Raw genomic sequence first — 22,684 nt, forward strand, 5'->3', positions numbered from 1 at the left:
CATGTATTGCCCACTCAGGGTTACATCAGCCACGCCGTCTTTGTTGAGGTCGCCTTCGATGGTGATATTTTTGGCAATAAGCAGTTCGGTGTTCAAGTTGACCGTCATGCTGCCGTTGAACGTAACAATGTCACCGTTCTGTGCCAATAAAATCTCAGCACGCAAAGAGCTAGTGCCAGAATCGAGGTTATTGGTCGCCGTCCATGTCGCCAAGCCCCATTGGTAATCGGCCATGGACTTCGCAGATAACACGTTGACGCTTTCGATGGTGCCGGTGGCAATTTCCAGTGTCCAGTCGCCGCCCACGCCCGTACGGTTGCTTGAAGCGGCGATATCACGCCCGGTCAACTGCGCCAGAGAATCTACAAACGCCAGCCCTTGCGCACCTCCGGCGGTGTAACAGGCATAAATCGAGATATCGCCGCCGGTGTTCATGTCTTTGCCGATTTCGGCCAAAACGGTGCTGCGCGAAGCGACGTTGTCAGACGACAAAAAGGTATCGCCCAACCACAGGTTGCCCGAGTTGCCGTGGGCGACAATTTCCACCGAACTCACGCCGTGGTGCTGGTCCAGGTAGTCGGCGATTTGTTGCAGGCCGTCTTTAGTCCCGTCGAGCTTGACCACTTGGGTGCCTGCCGCCACGCCTTGCAGCAGCGAGTCAGAATCTTTAACCCTGGAGTCGACAAACACCACGGTTTGCCCCGGAACAGCCGGTGCTACCGGAGTTGGAGTCGGCGTCGCGGCGACATCAGCAGGATGGCTGTCGTTAGTGGCTGCATGATCGGTCGCCGCCACCGGCTTGGCAGCGTCAGCCGTAACATGCGCGGTGTCTGCTACGGTGGCCGCAACCGCACCGTCGAATAACATTCGCGGTTCGAGGGAGATAATCAGTGGTGCAGGCAGGGCTTTCGCACGCGAAGCTACCTGCCCGGCATTGGACGACTTGGTTTTGTTCCACCACATGATGCTCACCTGCGCTCGAAACCCAGACTTCAGACAAATACCGCTATCAGTTGATAGCGGCTTCGATTCTTGCTTTCAGTTTTTTCTTTTAATTTTTTATTCGAATGACGTTGGCGGCACTTGACCGACCATCATTCCAGAATGAAAGCTCTGCGTACTTCTCGAAAATATCCGGCGGCAGGATCGTTCGCCGTGGTGTCAGTTCAACCTTGCGTTTAACTTTATGAAGCCCAGAGACGCCGAGGGCTTGGTCAAACTCCGGCGCGTCATAAGCGAGGTTGTCGAAGTCATGTTCGAACCACGGCTCGCCGATGAAATCGTAAACCAGGCGCATTACCCGATCTGGTGCCTGGCTAAGTAAATCGTAGTCGACAATCAGCAAAGAGTCGGCTTGTTCGCCGTAATACGCCTCCTTAAGTGCCGACCAGGCATAACCCACCAAACGGTTACGCTGGGCCAATGTTTCAACCCGACTCTCAACGGTATTGCGCTCGTTGGCGTCAGAAAATAACTTAGTGTTCTCAAATGGATTAGCGCGGTATAACCGCTCGATGCTGTCCATGACCCAGGCAACGTTACGCACACAGGCGATAACTTTGGCGTGCGGGAACAGTTCATTAATCGCTGGCAGGCGCGCGCACCATTGGCGATTAGTGTCGAAGATAACGGGCGTATCAGCTTTATCGCCGTAATAAGAGTCGAATAACCCGCGCAGCAGTCGCCGGCGCATGTTGGTGTCAATCACTGAACCGAATTCGCTGCCCGCGCTGCACTGGTCAAGCACGCTTGAAAACAATGAGCCGAGCGGACTGCTCATGCCCGCATGAAACCTGGGATTTTGCAAAAGAATCGCCGACAGCAGGGTTGATCCTGATCGCGGCAAGCCGGAAATGAAATGAAATTTTGGCAATCCTTTAACCCCTGGCTTTTTATCCTTGAAAACCGTCCCGGTGCAGTGCGAAGACTAAAGTATCTTCATGGCACCGCCTAGTAGTATTTTGAAAATCCAGACACTTGGCTTAGGATCTCCAAGCCAGTAAATACAAGGGCCGTGGCAGTTTTCTGGCCAAGGAAAATACCGTTAGTAGTTGACCTCAATAACAACATGAAAGGATGAGGATTTATGGAAGTATTTCTCGGTACCGTTCAAAGTTTTGCGTTCCCTTTCGCTCCCAGCGGATGGTCGTTGTGTAATGGGCAGATATTAAATCTTCAACAGTACAACGCATTATATGCATTGTTAGGTGTGACGTACGGCGGCAATGGCAGCCAAACCTTTGGTCTTCCGAACCTGCAAGGCAGAACGCTGATCGGCCAAGGAAACGGTACTAATCTGACGCCACGGCCCATTGGTACTTTTAACGGCAGCGAAACGGTAAACATTACCTTGGCAAACTTGCCAGCCCATAACCACGCCGTTGACAGTTCTGGCTTGCAAGTTTCTACCACCGTTAAATTGGCCTCGGTACCCACAGCTTCACTGACGGTACCTAGCGCGACCAATGGCTTTATTGGCGCATCCGGTAACGGCCCAGGCGCCGCCAGTATTTTCTCCACCGACCAAGGCGCGAACCCGATAACGTTGCAAGGCGTCAGCAACGCCGTGAGCGGTAGCATTACCACCGCCCAAACCGGCGGCGGAACGCCCGCAGCTTCGATGAATCCGTTTCTGGCTATTAACTTCAGCATTGCGCTAAGCGGCTTATTCCCATCGCGTGACTGACCAATACCGGGAGGGCCATCGGCCCTCCCGGTGTCTCTTTACGATTTCTATCCGGAGCAATGTCGTGCTGCAACGTATCCAACAAGAACACTTCCAGTCTTTGCTCGGCAAGGTGATTGCGCTGTTACTACCCGACGGCAGCCAATTGCCCATCGTGATTGAGTCCGTTCCGTTGCGCCCTAAAAGCCAATTGCCCGGCAACGAACGCATGCCGTTTGGCGTCGCGCTGCACACCCTGGAACCCACACTGTTCGTTGATGGACTGTGCGCCATCGAGTTGCCTGATCTGGGTCGCGTAGAAGACATTTTTGTCTCCCGCGAACCCGCCATGGGCCGTGATGACACCCTCGGCTATTTCAACATCGTGTTCAACTGAGCCTGCCCCGGATACCACACCAACCGAGCGGCGGCAGGATTGGTTTCTTCGATTTGAAAGCCCAGTGCGAGGTAGTGGCGCAATGCATGGGGATTGTTGGCCCAGACCACCGTCGCTACCGGGCAGCGAATCTGTTCAGCGGCTTGTTGAACCCCTTGCAGGACGGTTCGACCGAAACCACGACCACGTGCCGCGACGATGAACGCCAGGTACACCACGCGAATCTCGTTATGTCCGAAGTCAGTGATCAATGCGCCGATAGGCGTGTCGAGCTTCTCGATCACATAGTGCATGGCGTCGGGATAAGCGTCACCGGCACCTTGTTGTTGCACCTGGAATTGCTGCGCGACGACGCTTTCGATCAATTCGTCATCGCCGTCGATTAATTGCAGGTCAGCACGAGCGGACCGATAAAGCGCTTCCAGAAACGGGCTGTCGCCGGGGCGAGAGGGTCGTACCGTCAAGCCGCCGGCCAGCGCAGAGTTGTTGTTAAGCATGAACGTCCTTTATCGGTTGTTATCGACGACTAAAACCCGCTTTCCCGCACGCCTAACGCTGCCAGCCGACGCCAGGCATTGCCCAGTATCGACTCACTTTTCCCCTGCAAAACCACCAGGCCGCGCAAAGGCTGGGTAGGTGTCGATAACGTTTCCAGGACTTTTAGCCGGGCGCCGTATTGCGCCTGGACTGGCTCAGCCCGATGAGCCTCATCGCGGCGTACGGCAATCGGCCCATGGTGATCCGAGGCCAAGGCTTCAAGGTCGAGATAACTCACTCCGTTCGCATCTACTTCCAGCAACTGCACGGGAACAGCTGCGCGCATGGGATCGTCGGCAATAAAACGCCCTTCTGCCCCCGGTGCTACACGCCACAAGCCTTCTTCGGCCAAGTAGCCACGTAAACGAACGCCATCCTCGACGACACGCGCCAGCGGGTCTTTGCTTGAGACCCAACGGCCAACGCTTAGCTCGGGCAATACGTCACGGACCTCCCCCGCCTGCGGTGCGCGCATGAACAGGCGTTCGCGCTGGGCAGCCAAGCCGCGATACTCCGCCACGGATTCGGCCAGGCGCTGCTGAAGAATGCCGGCGTCGGCAGCGGTTTCGCTGCGTCCGGCCTGGCGGCGCAGCTGCAGCTGAAGGATCTCGATTTCGCGACGCACGATAACCTGGCGTGAATCAAGGTCGGGGGATTCAAGCTCAATCAGCACGGCACCCGCCTCGACCCTCTGGCCGTCTTGCACGTTGATGCTCTTGACCCTGCTGGCGACCGGCGCATGCAGGGAAATGACGCGCCCCGCTTCGAGCATTGCAGGTAACTCGACACTGCTGCGCCAGGGCACTACCAGTACCCCAATCACTGCTAATAATCCGACGACACTGAGCGCGGCGCGGCCAGTGTGTGCGTATCCTCGGTTGCTCCACCACACGCGCATTTCTTTCCAGATCGGCAGGAAGATAAACCACGCTAATTCGACCATCATGAGAAAGATGCCGAGTAGCTTGAAGAACAGGTGATAGACCGCCAAGGCGATGCCGAAGAACAGCGCCGCCCGCCATAGCCAGGAAAAATAGCCCCACCAAATCAACCGCCGCTGCATAACCGGCGACCACGCTTCCGGCGCTGGCTGGCCGTAACCAAACAAGGCTTCACGCAGGCGCCAGCGGCTCAGGGCGAATGCGCGACCTTGCAGGTTGTCGACTTGCCATAAATCGCTAAGCAAAAAATAACCGTCAAAACGCATGAACGGATTGAGGTTAACCGCCACGGTGGTCAGCCATGTGGCGCTGGCCAACATAAATGCAGCCGTACGCGCCGGCCCATCTGGCAACAGGGACCATATCAACAAGGCGATGCAGGCGAGGATCATTTCCGCCATGACGCCGCCCGCACCGATCAACAATCTTGAGCGCCGATCATTGACCCGCCAGGCATCGCTGACATCGGTATAGAACAGCGGCAGCATGACCATGAACGCTACGCCCATGCTTTGCACTCGACACCCGGCGCGCTTGGCCATGAAGGCGTGACCGAATTCATGGCACAGCTTGGCGAAGAATAGCGCGATGCCAAACGCCATGGCGCCACCGAGACTGAACAGGTGCGGGAAGGTTGATAGAAAACGATCCCAATCCCGCGCCACCAGGAATATACCGAGCGCCAACGTGAGCGGTAGACCGTAACGAAGCAGCCGCGAGCCGTAGCGCTCCAGCCACGGCCAGACGCAATTGAGGAACGGGTCGGGACGCCATAGCGGAATACGGAAAAACAAATATTGATGCAGCAGCATTTTCCAGACGCTTTGACGTTGAGCTTCTGCTTTGCGCAGGTAGCTGTCACGTTGCTCCTGATCCAGTGCAGCGATCAGGTCGTGGGCACGCAGAAAACTCAGCAGGTCCTCAAGTTCGTGAGCCGCTAACGGCAAACCTGGCTCTTCATTGGCAGCGCTGAGTACTTTACCGACCTCACCCAAAGGCCAGTGACGCAACAGCCGGATCGCCGCCGCACCCAGTTTGAAATAGCGACCACGCACCGGGTCGGCGAGGGTCCAGCGTGGCGAGCCGTCCAGCGCCGGGGCTGCATCGGATAGCTGTAAATCGGCACGCAGCGCGGGCAAGATCATCTACAGCCCCACGCTTTGACGCAGTGCCGCCAAAGGCCGTCGCAACAGATACAAGCCCACCGGAGCACGCTCGCCGTATAACTTGGCAGTGCCGCGCAAGCCGATACGTGGTGGTTTGTCGGTGAAACTTGCATCCAACCGATAGGCGAGTTGCCCGGCGGCGGTGGGCTGCGCTTCATAGGCGGAGCGTTCCAGGGTCGCTACGTAGCGATGCAGCGGGTCGCTGTCGAGGAACAGCGAGACTTGGGCACCCGGTTCAACCGCAATGGCGTCGCCAACGGCCAGCTCGATGCGCAACTCGGCCTGGGTCGGGTCGGCAATGTCAAGTAGGCGCTCGCCGGTCTGTACTGGCTTTCCGGTCCAGCGTTCGGCATCGGCGAACACCGCGATGCCATCTCGTTCGGCACGCACCTCGCTACGCTTGAGCAACTCGCGGGCGTAATCACGCTCCGCACGCTTCTGTTCAGCTCGGGCAGACAGCAGGTCGACTCGCGAGCTGGACTCAGCATCGGCAAACGCCCGCTGCGCATTGGCTTTCAGCTCAGCTTCCGCTACACCCAGTGCTCGCTCGGCGACGTCCGCCTGGGCTTTGAGTGTGGTGCTCTCGAAGCGCAGTAACAGGTCGCCGGTTTTGACCGGTTGATTGGGCTTGACCAGAAACTCGGCGATCACACCGTCCAGTGGTGCTGCCACGACGCGACCACCCAATGGCACCACTTCAGCGGGTGCCAACACAGATTGGCGCACCGGTATCAACAAACACAGGAGCAATGCGCCTACCAGCAGCAACGGTTTTTTGCCCGACCAGCGCATCCGCCACGGCTTGCGCGGTTGCAAAGCCAACCACGCATGGCTGTAGGTATCGCCAATTCGCGCCAGAAGCATTTGTTCCGGCTGGGTCCAAGCCTGTTCCCGCGCCAGCCATAAGCCGCCAAATACCAAGCCTTTGCGGTCCAGCAACGGCAACCAGAAGACTTGTGTCGCTGATAGCGCTTGTACGTCCGCCTGATCCTGTCGACCCAGCCGTTCGATGGCCACGGTGCCTGGCTGATCCAACTGACTTTTATTAAACATATCAGCGACCGCATGCTCAACAAACGCTACGAAAGGTGCGTTGGGCTCGACCATGCTGACCCCGGTCACGGCGCGGACGTTGCCCGCGATCAGCAACGCTGCATGGCGAAAGCCAAACAGTGACTGGCCGTCATTGACCAGGCTGTAAGCCAACTGATCGATATTTTTAGCGGCGCGAGTCTGCCGCTCCAGATCGAGGAACTGCGCAAAGACCCGCTCAGCAACGCCCGGCGCTGCGGCATTCACTTGGCAGATGCCAAATGCGCGGTGCCGCTCATGCCCGCCAGCAAACCCTTGGCGTCCGTGACTGTGGCGACCAGCAACAGGGTCTGGCTGCCTTCATCGATACGTGCGCCCAGACGTTTGATCGTTGCGGTCAGTGGCTGGCCGGTTTCGTCGGGTATAAAACTAAAGGTTTGCCCAGGCTTGAGGCGTGACATCCAGCGTGACGGCACCAGCAAATGAATTTCCAGGGTGCGGTTGTCGACGATTTCCATCAAGGGGGAACCTGCGGCAACGCTTTCGTAGCGCTGGGCTTTGTGCTGTACCACTTGGCCGTCATACGGCGCGATTACGCTGCAGCGTTTGACCTGAACTTGATAAACCTGAGCCTGGGCCTGGGTCTCGGCTAATTTGGCTTCGGCCCGGGCCACTTCGAAATGTCCCACAGAGTTGAGCGAGGCGAGTTGCTTGTTGTGCGCCAACTCTTCGTTCGCGCCGCGAATGCCTGCCTGCGCAGCATTAAGCTGAGCTTGGTAACCTGAGCAATCGAAGCGGGCGAGCGTGTCGCCCTTGCTGAAGGACTCGCCATCGCTGAACGGCATCTCGACGATTCGCCCGGCTAGTTCACTGGCGAGCATGGCCTGATCCCGGGCGCGCAAAACCCCACGCGCCTCGTTGGCCGTCGCGGTTTGTGCACCGGGGGGCGGATTGTCTACTAAAGGATCACTCGTCTGAGAAGTATCCGCCTGTGCCAGTCCGGCAAGAAAGGCAAATCCATAAGCCCAACGACGCACATAGCGCATAGCACTAACTCCAGAGTGATGGCAGGAGTTTACGGCAGCGACGGCGGTCGTCAAGGACGCGAGATTGGTGCCAGTTCGGCGGTATGCTCCGACAGAGGGCGATGGTGCCGATTGATAAATGTTGTTGAATTTAGCGACGGTAGCCGTTACGAATGGTTGCAGATCATTTGTGTCTCCCTTCAATCCATTGAAAAGGATCCAGAGCATGACTTATCGCATTCTCGGCCAGTCCGGCCTGCGCGTATCCACCTTGACCCTCGGCTCGATGATGTTTGGCGAGCAGACCGGTGCTGAAGAATCCCGACGCATCATCGACAAGGCGTGGGACCAAGGGGTCAATTTCATCGACACGGCAGACGTTTATAACGCAGGCCGTTCCGAGGAGATCGTTGGTGAAGCGATCGCCTCGCGCCGTAGCGATTGGGTACTGGCAACCAAAGTAGGCTCGCCTCATGCCGGCAACACGCCAAACACCAGCGGCCTGAGCCGCAAGCACATCTTTAACTGCATTGATGCCAGCCTTAGCCGCCTCGGCACTGATTATGTCGACATCTATTACCTGCACCGCGAAGACCACAATACGCCGCTGGAGGTCACGGTATCGGCCATCGGTGACCTGTTGCGTCAGGGCAAGATTCGTTATTGGGGTGTGTCGAACTTCCGCGGTTGGCGCATTGCGGAGCTGGTCAACATCGCTCAACGACTGGGCGTGGATAAACCGGTGATCAGTCAACCGCTGTACAACATCACCAACCGTCAAGCCGAGCTAGAGCAAATGACTGCTGCCGAGTCTTATGGACTTGGGGTGGTGCCTTACAGCCCCCTTGCCCGTGGCGTACTCAGTGGCAAATACGCGCCAGACGTTGCCCCCGACAGCAACAGCCGCGCGGGGCGTCAGGACAAACGCATTCTGGAAACCGAATGGCGGGTTGAGTCGCTGCGTATTGCTCAAAAAATCCAGCAATACACCCAGGAAAAAGGCGTTGGCATCGTCGAGTTCGCCATTGCGTGGGTGCTTAATAACCAAGCCGTCACGTCGGCTATTGTCGGGCCGCGCACTGAGGAACAGTGGGACGGTTACACCAAAGCCCAAAGCGTGAAAATCACCGCCGAGGACGAAGCCTTTATTGATTCGCTGGTAACACCGGGGCATGCGTCAACGCCTGGGTACAACGACGTTGCGCATTTTGTGTCGGGGCGTGTGGTGCGTTGATTCGGAGATTCTGCAGGACTGGGTTTATTCCGGAAGCGGCCGGCGCGGTGTGTCTGCTGCACCGCGTCGGGGTCCTCTGCAACACGCTCGCTCCGACAGAGGCTGAGCGTTTACCGTTCGTGCATTGCCTCGGCTCTGGCCCGCAGGATCGGTTTGAGCAAGTAGCTGAGGATGGTCTTCTTGCCAGTGATGATGTCCACCGAGGCGACCATGCCGGGGATGATTAACAGTGGATGCTCTTCGGTGCCGAGGTGGCTGCGGTCGGTGCGCAGCTTGATGATGTAGAACGTGTTGCCGTCATCGTCGGTAATGGTGTCGGCACCGATCTGTTCCAGCTTGGCTTTCAGGCCTCCGTAAATGGTGTAGTCATACGCCGTGAACTTGACCATGGCTTCCTGACCGGGGTGCAGGAAAGCGATGTCTTGTGGACGAATGCGCGCTTCGACCAACAGGGTGTCATCCAGCGGAACAATTTCCACCAGGTCGCTGCCCGGCTGGATGACCCCGCCAATGGTGTTAACGAAGAGTTGCTTAACAATGCCGCGTACCGGTGAGGTAACCAGCGTACGGCTGACCCTGTCTTCCAAGGCCTTGCCGGTGGCTTGGGCTTTGCTCAGGTCAGTGCGGGCTTCATTAAGCTGGGTGAGCGCTTCGCTGCGGAACTTGCCGCGGGTTTCGTCGATTTTACGTGCCACTTCCTTGATCGCCGATTCAGCCCGGGGGATGGCCAGCGTGGTCGCGTCCATTTGACCGCGGACCTCAACCTCAGAGCGTTTGAGTCGCAACACTTCAACCGGGGACACCGCGCCTTGAGCAACCAGCGGTTCGGACATTCCGATTTCCTGACGCAATAGGTCCAGGCTGTGTTTGTACTGCGATTGCTTGGAACCGAATTCCCGCAGCTCTTGCTGCTTCTGGATCAACTGTTCCTGCAGCCCTGCGACTTCGTCGTGCAGTTGCTGGCGACGGCTGTCATACAGCGATTTTTCGTTAGACGCCTGGCTCGGCGCCCCCTTGCGCACCTCGTCAGCGATGTTCAACGGACGATCATCGACTTCAGCGCTCAAGCGTTCTACGCGCAGCATCATCGCCAGGCGATCGGCCTCGGTTTCACCCACGTTGGAGTTGAAGCGGGTGGCGTCCAAACGCAGCAGTGGATCGCCGATCTCCACGATTTGCCCTTCGTGAACGAACAGCTCAGCGACAATGCCGCCTTCCAGGTTCTGGATTTTCTGCAGCTTGGACGACGGAATCGCCTTGCCGTCGCCTTTGGTGACTTCATCGATCACCGCGAAATTAGCCCACAGTACCAGGAACGTAAAAAACGCGATCAGTACCCAGATGGTCAGGCGCACTACCCGTGGCGCGTCCTCAAACAATGCTTTGTTGACCTCGGGCAATGGCTGACCGAGCATCGAATCGGTGCCTTTGAAATAGCGTTTCAACGACCCCGCCCAGCCGCCCCCCTCTGACTTAAGCAACACTGATCTGCCCCTTCTTCAGCGCTTCCATCACGACGGCTTTTGGGCCGTCGGCCAGAATGTGGCCCCTGTCGATCACGATCAATCTATCCACCAATGAGAGGAGTGAAGCGCGATGCGTCACGAGGATGACGGTCTTGTTTTCAATGACCGCCTGCAGGCGCTGTTTCAAGCGTTCTTCACCGGTGTTGTCCATGGCGCTGGTCGGTTCGTCAAGCAGCAAAATTGGCGGGTTAAGTAACAAGGCACGGGCCAGCGCGACGTTCTGTCGTTGCCCTCCGGACAGGTTCTGGCCGCGCTCACCTACTTGCAGCTCGTAGCCTTTAGGGTGCAACCGGGCAAACTCATGAACACCAGCAAGCTCGGCGGCCTGCAAAACCATTTCGTCGTCGACGTAACGGGCACCGGAAACCAGGTTGTCGCGCAAAGTGCCACTCAACAACTGAATATCCTGGGGCACATAACCGATGTTGTGGCGCAGCTCACTAACGTCGATCTGGCGAATATCTACACCGTCCACCAGCAACGCGCCGGAGTCTGGTTGATACAAGCCGACCAGTAGTTTGGCCAGGGAACTCTTGCCGGAGCCGCTACGGCCGATAATGCCAATTTTTTCGCCCGGTTTGACCACCAGAGACACGTTGGTCAATGCAGCATTTTGCTGGTGCGGATAAGTGAAGTTCATCTGCCGACACTCGATGGCGCCCTGCAGGATTTTGCGGGTGAATGGCCGCTCGTCGTAGTTGCGCTCTTGGGGCAGTTCCATCATTTGGTCGACGGAGGTCATCGTCACCCGCGCCTGTTGGTAACGCGTCAGCAGGCCGGCCAGCTGGCCCAGCGGGCTCAGCGCTCGGGCGTTGAGCATGTAGCAGGCGATCAACCCACCCATACTCAGGTTGCCATCGATGATCTGATAAACGCCTAAGATGATCATGACGACGCCAGCCAGTTGCTGGATCAGCATGGTGAGATTCATCGCCAGGCTGGAGAGCATTTTGACCCGCAGCTCGAGGCGACTCAGGGTGCCAATGGTCTGCTCCCATTGGTACTGACGCTCGCTTTCAGCATTGTTGACCTTGACCGCGTCCAGCCCGGCCAAGGTTTCGATCAGGCTCGATTGGCGCTCGGCGGCGAGTGCCATGGTGCGTTCCATGGTGGCCGCTAAGGGTTTCTGCAACGCCCAGCTCATCAACAGTGCGACCGGGAAAGCAACTACCGGAACCCACGCCAGATGCCCGCCCAGCAGCGCAATAACCAGCACCACCAAAATGGTGAAGGGCAAATCGATCAAGCTGGTCAACGTCAGCGAGGCGAGGAAGTCCCGTAGCGATTGGAACTCATGAATGTTCTGCGCGAAGCTGCCGACCCTGGCAGGCCGGTGACTCATGGCCATGCCAACGATACGCTCGAACAACGTCGCGGAAATGATCAGGTCCGTTTTCTTGCCCGCCAAATCCAGACATAAACTGCGCATGCTTTTGAGCAGCAAGTCGAAGATGTAGGCGCCGGTGATGCCAATCGACAGCACCCACAGGGTCGATGCTGCCTGATTCGGCACCACGCGGTCGTAGACGTTCATCACGAACAGCGGCGCGGCCATGGCGATTATGTTGATCAACAGGCTGGCAGCGATTGCGTCGGCATATAGCCAGCGCGAGCGTTTCAAAGTGTCGCGGAACCATGAGCGGGCACGAGGGATGAGCGTGCCGTGGTTCACGTCGAATTGATGCTGCGGTTGAGCGAAAAAGACTCGGCCGCTGTAGTCGTCAGTCAGCAGCTCGCGGCTGACCCGCACTTCGCCGCCGTCGCTTTCGCTCAGGAGCAAGCGTGCGCGGCCATCCACCGTCCAACCGATCAGTACCGCGCTGCGGCCTTCTTTCAATAGCAATAACGCTGGCATGGCGATTTCAGGGATTTGTTCCAACTTGCGTTGCAACAAACGGCCCTGCAAACCCGCACGCGCGGCAGCCCTGGGCAATAGCTCCGGGCTCAAGCGTTGCGCTGGAAGGGGTAGACCGGTCGTCAGCATCGCCCGACTGGCGGGCTTTTGATGCAACTGACAAAGCGCCAACAGACCATCCAGTAAAGGATCGTCGTGTTGCCCGCGTGGATCATGACTGAGTTGAACTCGACTAACTTCTGATTCCACGCGACTTACTCTTGATTAAGACTGCTGTGCGCATGAATACAAAGTTGTACGAATGCGGCCACTTATTAAGTCACTGACTTTAGTTCATACCCGGCAAGGTGACACGGGGCTTCACATCGTTTTGCACAATGGTGGCCATCGGCGCAACGACACCCTGGCTTTTCAACAATTCACCCATGGTCGCCTTGATTCGATACTGAGTAAACATCTGAATATTCTTCACATCAACCAAACGACGCTCCGCCGTGAACAATTCGTTCTCGCTGTCGAGCAAATCGAGGAGTGTGCGCTCGCCCAAGCTGAATTGTTTCTGATAAGCGGTACGTACGCTGATGCTGCGGTCGACATAGGTTTGCGCGATCGGCACCTGAGCGGCGGCGTTATTATAAGCGTTCCACGCCAGGCCAAGCTCTTCGTTTAATTGGCGCAAGGCGTTATTACGAATATCCAGGGCTTGAGTCGTTTGGTAAGACTTGGATTCCAGGTCGGCTTTATTGCTGCCACCGTTGAATACGTTGAAGCGCATGCGCAGCATTGCTTGCCATTCGTTGTTGTGACCATCCAGACCATCAATATCGTTATCGGCGGAACGGCCCAGCTCAGCATCAAAGCGTGGATAGAAACTCGATTTAGCAGCGTCGTATTGTTTTTCTGCGGCAACGATGTCTGATTCTGCAGAACGCAGGATCGGGCTGTTATCAATCATTTGCTGACGCGCTTCATTAAGTGTCGCCGGCATTGTCGCAATGTAGCCCTGAGGGCGGGTCAGTTGATCAGGCTCTTGGCCCACGGCGCTGAGGTAGGCGGTCTGGGAGTCGGCCAGGTTGGTCTGCTCGGTGAGCAGATTGTTGCGAGCCTGGGCCAAACGCGCTTCCGCTTGGTCAAGATCCGCCATGCGGCCTACGCCACGGCTAGTACGCAGCTGGATTTGGTCATAAATACGCTCGTGACTTTTCAGGTTGTCTTCAGCCAGAGCAACCATCTCACGATGGGTCAATACGTCCAGGTAAACCTGGGCGACGGTCAACGCGGTACGCTCGGAAGTCCCCATCAAAGAATAAGCACGGGAATTAACGTTCGCTTGCTGACGTCCCACTTCGCTGGATGTTGCGAAGCCATCGAAGACCATTTGGCTCAAACGGACGCTGGATTCTCCACGGTTAAGGGTTTCGTAACGATTGCTGCCATCGGCACGCGTTGTAACGCTGTCAGTCCCTTCGCGGCCATACCCGGCCAGTATATCGACACGTGGCAGATACCCGCCCTTCGCTGCTTTCAATTGATAATCTGCTGACAATCGGCCGTTTACGCCGGCCTGGATCTCGGGATGCACATCCATGGCCCGTTGCATGGCCTCTGGCAGTGTATCGGCTTGCACACAACTGGCAGCCAAAGCGAAAGGCAAGACCTTAAAAAAGTGCGAACGCATATCGATAAATTCCCGGAGACGATGTATTTCAATTGCTAGCGAAGAGTCGCAACGACAGTAAAGAGGCAGCCGATTGCAAGCGTCCCGGAGGGTCAAAAACGACACCGGATCACACAATCAAAGAGGCGGGCAACCACGAAAATATCAAAGTGACATTAAGGATGCGATTGTTTAGGATGGCAGCCAATAGGTCAATAGTTTGGCATAAACATTAGTGCCGAAAGTTATAGTCAGAATATTGACGATTATATGGCGCCAATTAAACGTACACCTTGTCTTATTAGCGCGTCGCTTTATGACATAGAAAAACCCCTTGATAGCGGTACCCAGGAGAAAGTCCATGAGCAGTGTTGTTGCCATCGTCAAAAGCATTGTTGGCCAAGTAGTCGCCGTTTCTCCTGAAGGTGTTCAACGGGTACTTATCGAAGGCGATCGCTTATTCTTAGGCGATCAGATACTTACGGGACCGGCTGGCGCCGTTTCACTCGAATTACAAGACGGTCGCGTGTTGGATTTGGGTCGCGATACTCAATGGACCAGCACCGATCCACAGGTTGGCCAGCCCGAAGTGGCTGCTGCCGAGAGCGCGCATTCTGTTGCTGAGCTTCAGCAGGCCATCGCTGCGGGCGCTGACCCCACCAAAGACCTCGAAGCGCCTGCCGCTGGCGTCACAAATGTCGGCCCTGGCGGTGAAGCGGGCGGCGGCCATAGTTTTGTGTTGCTGGACGCTACTGCTGGCCGGGTCGAACCTACAATTGGCTTTCCCACGGGGCCCATTGGCTCGACGCCGTTGGCTGCGGAACAGCGTGTCGGCCTCGACAACAACGAAGTCGTGCGCCCTTCGACGCTGACGCTCAGCGCCACGCCGACATTGACGGAGGCCGGTGGCACCCTGGTCTACACCGCGTCCGTCACCGCTGCACCGTTGTCGCCTTTGGTCATCACACTCTCTAATGGCCAGACCATCACCATCGGCGCAGGCCAAACCACTGGCAGCATCAGCGTGCCAATTGCCGACCATAACGACCCGTACATCGACCCAACGCAAATCAGTACCACCGTGACCGGCATTGCCGGTGGCGGTGGTACTGCGGTCACCATTGACCCGACGCCAGCGGTCACAACTATCACTGACACCATCGACAACACCGGTTTGTCATTGTCGGCCAGCAACACCGTCACCGAAGGCGGCCAGATCACCTACACCGCGACGCTGACCAACGCAGCACAAACGCCGGTCACGGTTACGCTGTCTAACGGTTCGGTTATCACCATTGCCGCTGGCGAAAGCACCGGGTCGGTAAATGTTGCCACGCCGCCGAACGATGTGTATCAGAACGGCAGCACGGTCAGCACTACGATCACGGGCGCCTCGGGCGGCAACTTTGAGCAGCTGACGCCAAATACGGCACCCGCTACGACCACGATCACTGACTCCATCGACACCACCGGTTTGACCCTGTCCGCGTCGGGTACCGTTGCCGAGGGGGGGCAGATTGTTTACACCGCGACGCTGACCAATGCCGCGCAAACTCCGGTGGTGGTTACCCTGAGCAGTGGCGACACCATTACCATCGCTGCGGGCCAGACCACCGGCACCGTGAACGTCGCTGCGCCTGCTGACACCATCTACAAAGATGGCACCACGATCAGCACCACTATCGCCAGTGCCACTGGCGGCAACTTCGAAAACCTGGTGCCAAACCCTGCAGCAGCGCTCACCACGGTCACTGACACCATCGACATCACGTACGTCGGCATCCAAGGGCCGACGACTGTCGCCGAAGGTGCCGCGGCGACCTATACGTTGACACTGACAAACGCGGCGCAAGCGGGTAACCCTGTAACCGTAACCCTTACGTATAGCGGCACCGCAGCCAATGGCACGGATTTCACCGGCCAAACCACCGTCACGATTCCTGGCGGCGCCAGCAGTGCCAGTTTCACCATTCCGACTGTGGACGATGGAGCGACGGGGTCCAGTAAAAACCTCGTCATCACCCTCTCCGATCCACAGGGCGGCAACTTTGAAGGCTTGGCGATCGCTTCAGGTAGCGTCACGGCGATCACCGGTGGCGGCACCATCACCACTACGATCACCGATGACGCACTCACAGCGATTGGCCACCATCTACCCGGCACCGAAGACACCGCTCTGGCGCTGACATGGGCCAGCTTTGGTACCAATATCGGCTCGAACGCGATCGGCGCAGGTATCAAGCTCACTCAATTGCCAGGCGCGGGCACGCTGGAGCTCAATGGTCACCTGCTGACCGCTTCAGACGTGGGCATGGTCATCAGCAAAGCGGATATCGACGCGGGTCATCTGGTCTTCACACCAGCAACCAATGCATCGAGCACCCCGCTGCCTACAGGTAGCGATCCTGTGGGCCCGGTCGTCGGTCCGGTTGACCCTTCCCACCTTGGCAATAACCAAGCGGATTACGCGCAGATCGGCTTTGAGCCGGTGATCGGTACGGCTGTCGGCAATGCATCGACTGTCATCATCGACATTACCCCGGTGGCTGACCTGCCGACCCTGCACATTGGCAGTGTGCTGCCGCCTGCGACAGGACTGATCAAAGAAACCTGGACCGGCCTTCAAGGCCTGGGCAACAGCGGTAGCGGTGCGTCCGGTGATGTACTACAAACGGTCATTGGCGGCGCTGCCCATAATCCAGGCAACCAGACCACAGTCAGCGATGTAGCTGCGGGGGATGTTACTGAAGGTACTGCCTCGAAAACGTCTGGCTTGATCTACCTGGAAGCCGGTCACTCGTACACCTTCACCGGCACCGGCGACGACAGCCTGTTGGTGACAGTGGGTGGCAAACAAGTCGCCGCCGATACGTGGGCCGGGGGCGACAAGCTCAACGGTACCTTCACCCCAAACGTCAGCGGTTACTACACGCTGGATATTTTCCACTACAACCAGAACGGTCCAGGCAACTACGACGTCAACCTCTCGGTCGACGGCAAGCCAGCGACTGACCTGAGCACCTCGGGCGTGCCGATCTATACCTCGGTTGCCGACCTGACCGCAGCCGGCATGCACCTCGGTGACCTGCAGGCCAGCGGCCTCGGTGGCAGCGGCGAAGGTTATTATCAGGGTTATCAGCTCAACGAAGGCGTGGAAAACGGCAAGGTGTACTTGTCCCCTGTCGCTGCGAGTCTGACCGACACTGACGGCTCCGAAACCCTGGCGGTGAAGATTGACGGCGTCCCGGCCGGTGCCGTACTGAGCGACGGCACTGTCGCTCACACGGTCACGGCCGTCGCTGGCAGTTCAATCGATGTGTCGGGATGGAATCTGGCGACGCTGACCCTGACGCCAACGACGGGCTACACCGGCAAATTTGACCTGACCGTAACGGCCACGTCCCATGAAAACGCGAACGGCGATACTTCTGCGCCGGTGACCGGGACTATTCCGGTGACCGTTTTCGCCCCGGTGACTGAGGTCAGTATTCACGGTAGCGCATCCGTTCACGAGGGCGACACCGCAGGCTACGACATCACACTGTCCCAGGCGGCGACGAGCGCCACCACGGTCAACCTGACCTACACCGGCACGGCCAGCAATGGCGCGGATTACACCGGTGTGGCCTCGGTGGTCATTGCAGCAGGTGCCACCAGCGCCCATATCGACATCGCGACCATTGCTGACGGCATCCCCGAAGGCACTGAAAACTTCACCGTCCAGATTGGCTCAATCACCGCCGGGCAGGTTGGGACTGTTGTGCCGAGCGCCTTAGTGGACAGTGTGACGACGTCGATCATCGATTCGGGCACGGTGACCTTGTCGGCCTCCCAGAACGTATTTGAAGGCGGGACAATCACTTACACGGCATCGCTGAATTACACGTCGCTGAGCGACATCACCGTCAAGCTGGATAACGGTCAATCGATCGTGATCAAGGCGGGTGACACTCACAACTCGATCGACTTTGCGGCCCCGGCCAATAACGTCTACGTCGACGTCAACAAAACCGTCAGCCAACACATCGTCAGCGCCACCGCAAGCAACGGCGACAGCGTAGTGATCGGTCAAGCAACCGCTACGACCCATGTAAATGACACCACCGACACCACGTATGTCGGTATTCAAGGCCCGACGACTGTTGCCGAGGGCACTGCTGCGACCTATACCTTGACGCTGACAAACGCGGCCCAAGAGGGTCACCCTGTCACAGTAACCTTGAACTACAGCGGCACCGCGGCCAATGGCACAGACTTCACTGGCCAGACCACCGTCATCATTCCAGGCGGCACCAACAGTGCCAGCTTCAATATTGGGACTGTCGACGATCACCTGGCGGGTAACAGTAAAAACATTGTCATCACCCTCTCCAATCCACAGGGCGGCAATTTCGAAAGTCTGGCGGTTGCTTCGGACGCTGGCACCGCAATCAGCGGCGGCGGCACGATTTCCATCACGATTACCGAAGATGCACCGACCGCGACTGGCCATCACATCGCCGGCGTAGAAGACACCGCGTTGGCGCTGACATGGGCCAGCTTTGGCACCAACATCGACCCGCATACGGTTGGCGCTGGCATTACCCTGACCAAACTGCCGGTCGATGGCACGCTGACACTCAACGGCACCGTGATCACGGCGCTGGATGCGAATCACCCTCTGTTTATCAGCGCAGCGGATATCGGCAACGGTCTTCTGGTCTTCACGCCGGCAGCCAATGCTTCGAGCATTCCTCTACCGGTCGGTGCCGACCCTGCCGGCGCGGTCGGCGGCACAGTCGACCCTTCCCACCTTGGCAACAACCAAGCGGATTACGCACAGATCGGCTTTGAGCCTACGGTGGGTACGGCTATCGGCAGCGCCTCCACAGTGTTGATCGACATCGCGCCCGTGGCTGATCTGCCGACCCTGAACATCGGCAACGCGTTGCCGCCTGCAACAGGACTCATCAAGGAAACCTGGACCGGCTTGAGCAATTTGGGCACAGACGGTAGAGGCACGGCGCCTGACGTATTGCAGAACGTTATCAATGGCGCACCCACAGCCATCAGCGCCACCCACACTTCCAGCACCGTTACCAACGTGGCTGACACCGATGTGGCTCAGGGTGTCGCTTCGAAAACGTCCGGTCTGATTTACATGGAGGCCGGCCATTCGTACACCTTCTCCGGCACCGGCGATGACGGCCTGGTGGTGACCGTCGGCGGTCAACAAGTGGCGTACGACGTCTGGGGTGATGGCAAAGGTACAGGGGCCACGCAAAGCGCACTCAACGGTACGTTCACCCCGACCGTCAGCGGTTACTACACGCTGGATATTTTCCACTACAACCAGAACGGTCCAGGCCACTACGACGTCAACCTCTCGGTCGACGGCCATCCAGCGACCGACCTGGCCACCTCGGGTGTGCCGATCTATACCTCCGTTGCCGATCTGACGGCAGCCGGCATGCACGTTAGTAGCCTGCAAACCAGCGGCCTCGGTGGCACGGGCGAAGGTTACTACCAGGGCTATCAGCTCAACGAAGGCGCAGAAAACGGCAAAGTGTACCTGTCGAAAATCGTCGCGAATCTGACCGACACTGACGGCTCTGAAACCCTGGCGGTGAAGATCGACGGCGTCCCGGCCGGTGCCGTGTTGAGCGACGGTACTGTCACTCACACCATCACAGGCGCCGTCGGCAGCTCAATCGATGTATCGGGCTGGAATCTGGCGACCTTGACCCTGACGCCAGCGACGGGCTACACCGGCACGTTCAACCTGACCGTGACGGCCACGTCGACCGAGCACGGGAACGGCGACACTTCTGCACCGGTGGTTGGGACCATTCCGGTGAGCGTTTTTGCACCGGAGGTTTCCACTGCCAGCCTTGCCGCGACGACGGGTCCAACGGTCCATGAAGGCGGTACTGCTGGCTACGACATAACCCTGTCCGCAGCCGCGCAAACCGGCACCACGGTCAATCTGACCTACACCGGCACGGCCAGCAACGGTGCGGATTACACCGGTGTGGCATCGGTGTTCATTGCAGCAGGTCAGACTACGGCCCACTTCGACATCGTGACCAAATCCGACCAGATTGCGGAAGGTAACGAAAGCATTACGATCCAGATCGGCTCCATCACCACTGGGCAGTTTGAAAGCGTTGTGCCGAGCGCGGGCAGTGTGACCACTACGATCATTGATAACTCGCCCACGGCGACTGGCCAACACGTTCCCGGCACGGAAGACACCGCTGTGGTGCTGGCTTGGGCCAGCTTCGGCACCAACATCGACCCGAACGCGGTCGGGGCGGGTATTACGCTGACCAAACTGCCGGTCGACGGAACGCTGGCTTACAACGGCAGCGTGATCAGCTCATTGGATGCGAGCCACCCGCTGTTCATCAGCAAAGCGGATATTGACGCAGGTCATCTGGTATTCACGCCGGCAGCCAATGCATCGAGCATCCCCCTTCTTACCGGCAGCGGCCCAGTCGGCTCAGTCGACCCGTCCCATCTGGGCAACAACAAAGCGGATTACGCACAGATCGGCTTTGAGCCAACCGTTGGTACAAATGTCGGAGCTGCGTCCACCGTCATCATCGATATCGCACCCGTTGCGGATACGCCGTCGCTGGTTATCACGGGGACTAGCCACGGCACAGAAAACGGGACGATCTCGCTGTCCACCATCACCACACACCTGACCGATACCGACACGTCCGAAACGCTGAGCGTGAAGATCGACGGGATCAAGGCCAATACCACGCTGAGCGATGGTGCGGGTCATACCTTCACTACCGGCGACACGGGTACAGTCGTCAGTTCCGTGGATGTTTCCAACTGGAACTTGAGTACCCTGACTATCACGCCGCCGGCTTATTACAGCGGCTCGTTTGACTTGACGGTGACGTCGACCGCTACCGAAACCGGTAACAACTCTCAAGCCACTACAGCGCCAGCCGTCATCACCGTGACAGTGGACCCAGGTGTTTTCACGGGGTCGACCGGCACCACGGGCGATGACAACATAACGGGCACCAGCGGTAACGACATCATCGTCGGCGACCCAGGTGTGGTGGTTATCCCAGGCCAGAGCTACAACATCGCGTTCATCGTCGATTCGTCGAGCAGCATGAGTAACTCGCTGGCCGCTGCCACCGCTTCGCTAAATAAAGTGTTTGCGGCGCTGTCCCTCAGTCTCAATGGTGCGAACCACGGCACGGTGAATATCTTCCTCACCGACTTCAATACACAGGTTCAACATACGCTCACCGTTGACCTCTCCTCGAAGACTGCGTTGTCAGATTTACAAACTGCATTGGGTAAAATCGTTTCAGCGGGCACTACCAACTACGAAGATGCTTTCAAGACCGCGTCGAACTTCTTTGACAGTGCAACAGCCAAGAACAATGTCGGGGCGACCAACCTGACGTATTTCATTACTGACGGCCAGCCAAACACTCACGAAACGGGCGTTGCTGGCAATCCGTGGGTCATCGACTACAAGTCCCACTCCTCGACGCCCGACATATCGCTGGACACGTTGATCAACGTGAGCAATTACACCCTTGGCACTGCCCTCACCATGAAACTGGGAAACACTGTCCAGACGATTATTGACACTGCGGGCCATGTATTCCATTGGACTGAAAACAGCCAGGGCGTCTGGAGCAAAACACAGTTGGCAGGCACCCTGCATTACGAGGGTGATCACAAAACGTACGAGCTGTCCACACCGGGCACGAGCGGTTATGGAACGGGCAGCGACACGACGGCTGCGTTTAACGTATTGGCCGCGCAGTCCCATGTTCAAGCCATCGGTTTGAATGACTTGAACCTGAATGCGCTGACTCCGTACAACAGCCACACCAATGCCGGCGACGTACCACTGGGCAACATCGATCCATCTAACCTGGCGAGCGCGATTCTTTCGCACAATGGAGCCGCCGGCAGCGACACCATCAATGGCGGCAGCGGCGATGACATCATCTTCGGCGATCTGGCGAACCTGCCCGGCACTACTGGCGGCGGCTATGCAGCACTGCAAGCTTACGTTGTGGCTAATGGCGGGGCTAATACTGCTGAAGGTGTGCATAAGTACATTACCGAGCACGCCAGCACGTTCGATATTTCTGGCGCTAACGACGGAAACGACCATCTGCTGGGCGGCGATGGCAATGACATTCTGTTCGGTCAGGGTGGCAACGACACGCTTGAGGGCGGCAACGGTAACGACCTTCTATACGGCGGCGCGGGTAACAACACGTTGATCGGCGGTTTGGGCGCGGACACTTTCGCCTGGAAGACCGGTGATACCGGCACCAGTGTGATCAAGGACTTCAGCGTGGCCCAGGGCGATCACATTGACCTGACCGATTTGCTGCATAACGACACAACTGGCCCGATCGATAACTTCCTCAAGCTCGCCAGCGCCAGCGACGGTTCGGCGGTGTTGCAAATCAGCACTGATGGCAAGCTCAATGCTGCCGGCGGTGTCGCCAATGCGGACGTAACGATCAAGCTCGAAGGCGTTAGTTTCTCCGGCTCCAGCATCAACTCGCTGATTGCTGGCGCTGACCCGACGATCAAAGTCGAACATCACGGCTAATCAACACTAAGCCGGCAGCCGTTCACGGGGCTGCCGGTGAAGTGCATACTCGCGCC

Annotated in this window: 13 protein-coding genes; 4 read left to right on the forward strand and 9 right to left on the reverse strand. The window is 57.8% G+C overall.

Annotated features, from left to right (window positions below):
- On the reverse strand, positions 1-963 hold a 963-nt coding region (locus tag JWR17_RS03465), incomplete at its 3' end, for a DUF4347 domain-containing protein (RefSeq protein WP_299828340.1).
- A gap of 88 nt (positions 964-1,051) precedes the next feature.
- Positions 1,052-1,873: a sulfotransferase gene (locus tag JWR17_RS03470; protein WP_299828342.1), complete on the reverse strand. Its 822-nt coding sequence runs from the start codon at positions 1,871-1,873 to the stop codon at positions 1,052-1,054.
- A gap of 213 nt (positions 1,874-2,086) precedes the next feature.
- Here JWR17_RS03470 and JWR17_RS03475 point away from each other — a divergent pair, with 213 nt between their 5' ends.
- Positions 2,087-2,686: a tail fiber protein gene (locus tag JWR17_RS03475; RefSeq protein ID WP_299828344.1), complete on the forward strand. Its 600-nt coding sequence runs from the start codon at positions 2,087-2,089 to the stop codon at positions 2,684-2,686.
- 64 nt (positions 2,687-2,750) lie between these two features.
- On the forward strand, positions 2,751-3,062 hold the full coding sequence (locus tag JWR17_RS03480) for a hypothetical protein (RefSeq protein WP_299828346.1): 312 nt from the start codon (positions 2,751-2,753) through the stop codon (positions 3,060-3,062).
- Here JWR17_RS03480 and JWR17_RS03485 read toward each other — a convergent pair.
- From JWR17_RS03485 to JWR17_RS03500, 4 genes are read right to left on the reverse strand one after another with little or no spacing between them, the layout of a single operon-like run.
- On the reverse strand, positions 3,038-3,559 hold the full coding sequence (locus tag JWR17_RS03485) for a GNAT family N-acetyltransferase (RefSeq protein ID WP_299828349.1): 522 nt from the start codon (positions 3,557-3,559) through the stop codon (positions 3,038-3,040). The genes JWR17_RS03480 and JWR17_RS03485 overlap by 25 nt on opposite strands.
- A gap of 29 nt (positions 3,560-3,588) precedes the next feature.
- Entirely contained in the window at positions 3,589-5,685 is a 2,097-nt protein-coding gene (locus JWR17_RS03490) for a biotin/lipoyl-binding protein (protein WP_299828351.1), read from the reverse strand.
- Positions 5,686-7,005 carry an HlyD family efflux transporter periplasmic adaptor subunit gene (locus JWR17_RS03495; RefSeq protein ID WP_299828353.1) on the reverse strand — a complete coding sequence of 440 codons (1,320 nt, stop codon included), beginning with the start codon at positions 7,003-7,005 and terminating at the stop codon, positions 5,686-5,688.
- Positions 7,002-7,784 (reverse strand): efflux RND transporter periplasmic adaptor subunit, encoded by a 783-nt coding sequence (locus JWR17_RS03500; protein ID WP_299828355.1) that lies wholly within the window; start codon positions 7,782-7,784, stop codon positions 7,002-7,004. The genes JWR17_RS03495 and JWR17_RS03500 overlap by 4 nt, the downstream gene beginning before the upstream one ends.
- Before the next feature lie 205 nt (positions 7,785-7,989).
- Here JWR17_RS03500 and JWR17_RS03505 point away from each other — a divergent pair, with 205 nt between their 5' ends.
- Positions 7,990-8,997, forward strand: a complete 1,008-nt coding sequence (locus JWR17_RS03505; RefSeq protein ID WP_299828357.1) for an aldo/keto reductase — start codon at positions 7,990-7,992, stop codon at positions 8,995-8,997.
- A gap of 110 nt (positions 8,998-9,107) precedes the next feature.
- Here the strand turns inward: JWR17_RS03505 and JWR17_RS03510 are convergent, their stop codons facing one another.
- The 3 genes from JWR17_RS03510 to JWR17_RS03520 form a co-directional block, all read right to left on the reverse strand.
- The gene (locus JWR17_RS03510; protein ID WP_299828360.1) at positions 9,108-10,481 is read right to left on the reverse strand and encodes an HlyD family type I secretion periplasmic adaptor subunit; all 1,374 of its coding nucleotides are present in this window, start codon (positions 10,479-10,481) and stop codon (positions 9,108-9,110) included.
- A complete protein-coding gene (locus JWR17_RS03515) occupies positions 10,471-12,627 on the reverse strand; it encodes a type I secretion system permease/ATPase (protein WP_299828362.1) in 2,157 nt (718 codons plus the stop codon). Before JWR17_RS03515 ends, JWR17_RS03510 begins: the two co-directional genes overlap by 11 nt.
- 79 nt (positions 12,628-12,706) lie before the next feature.
- A complete protein-coding gene (locus JWR17_RS03520) occupies positions 12,707-14,056 on the reverse strand; it encodes a TolC family outer membrane protein (protein WP_299828364.1) in 1,350 nt (449 codons plus the stop codon).
- 340 nt (positions 14,057-14,396) lie between these two features.
- Here JWR17_RS03520 and JWR17_RS03525 point away from each other — a divergent pair, with 340 nt between their 5' ends.
- Positions 14,397-22,628: a retention module-containing protein gene (locus tag JWR17_RS03525; RefSeq protein WP_299828366.1), complete on the forward strand. Its 8,232-nt coding sequence runs from the start codon at positions 14,397-14,399 to the stop codon at positions 22,626-22,628.
- The last annotated feature ends 56 nt before the right edge of the window (positions 22,629-22,684 follow it).

This window comes from Pseudomonas sp., from assembly GCF_028293835.1.
In the GTDB taxonomy this organism is placed as follows: Bacteria; Pseudomonadota; Gammaproteobacteria; order Pseudomonadales; family Pseudomonadaceae; genus Aquipseudomonas.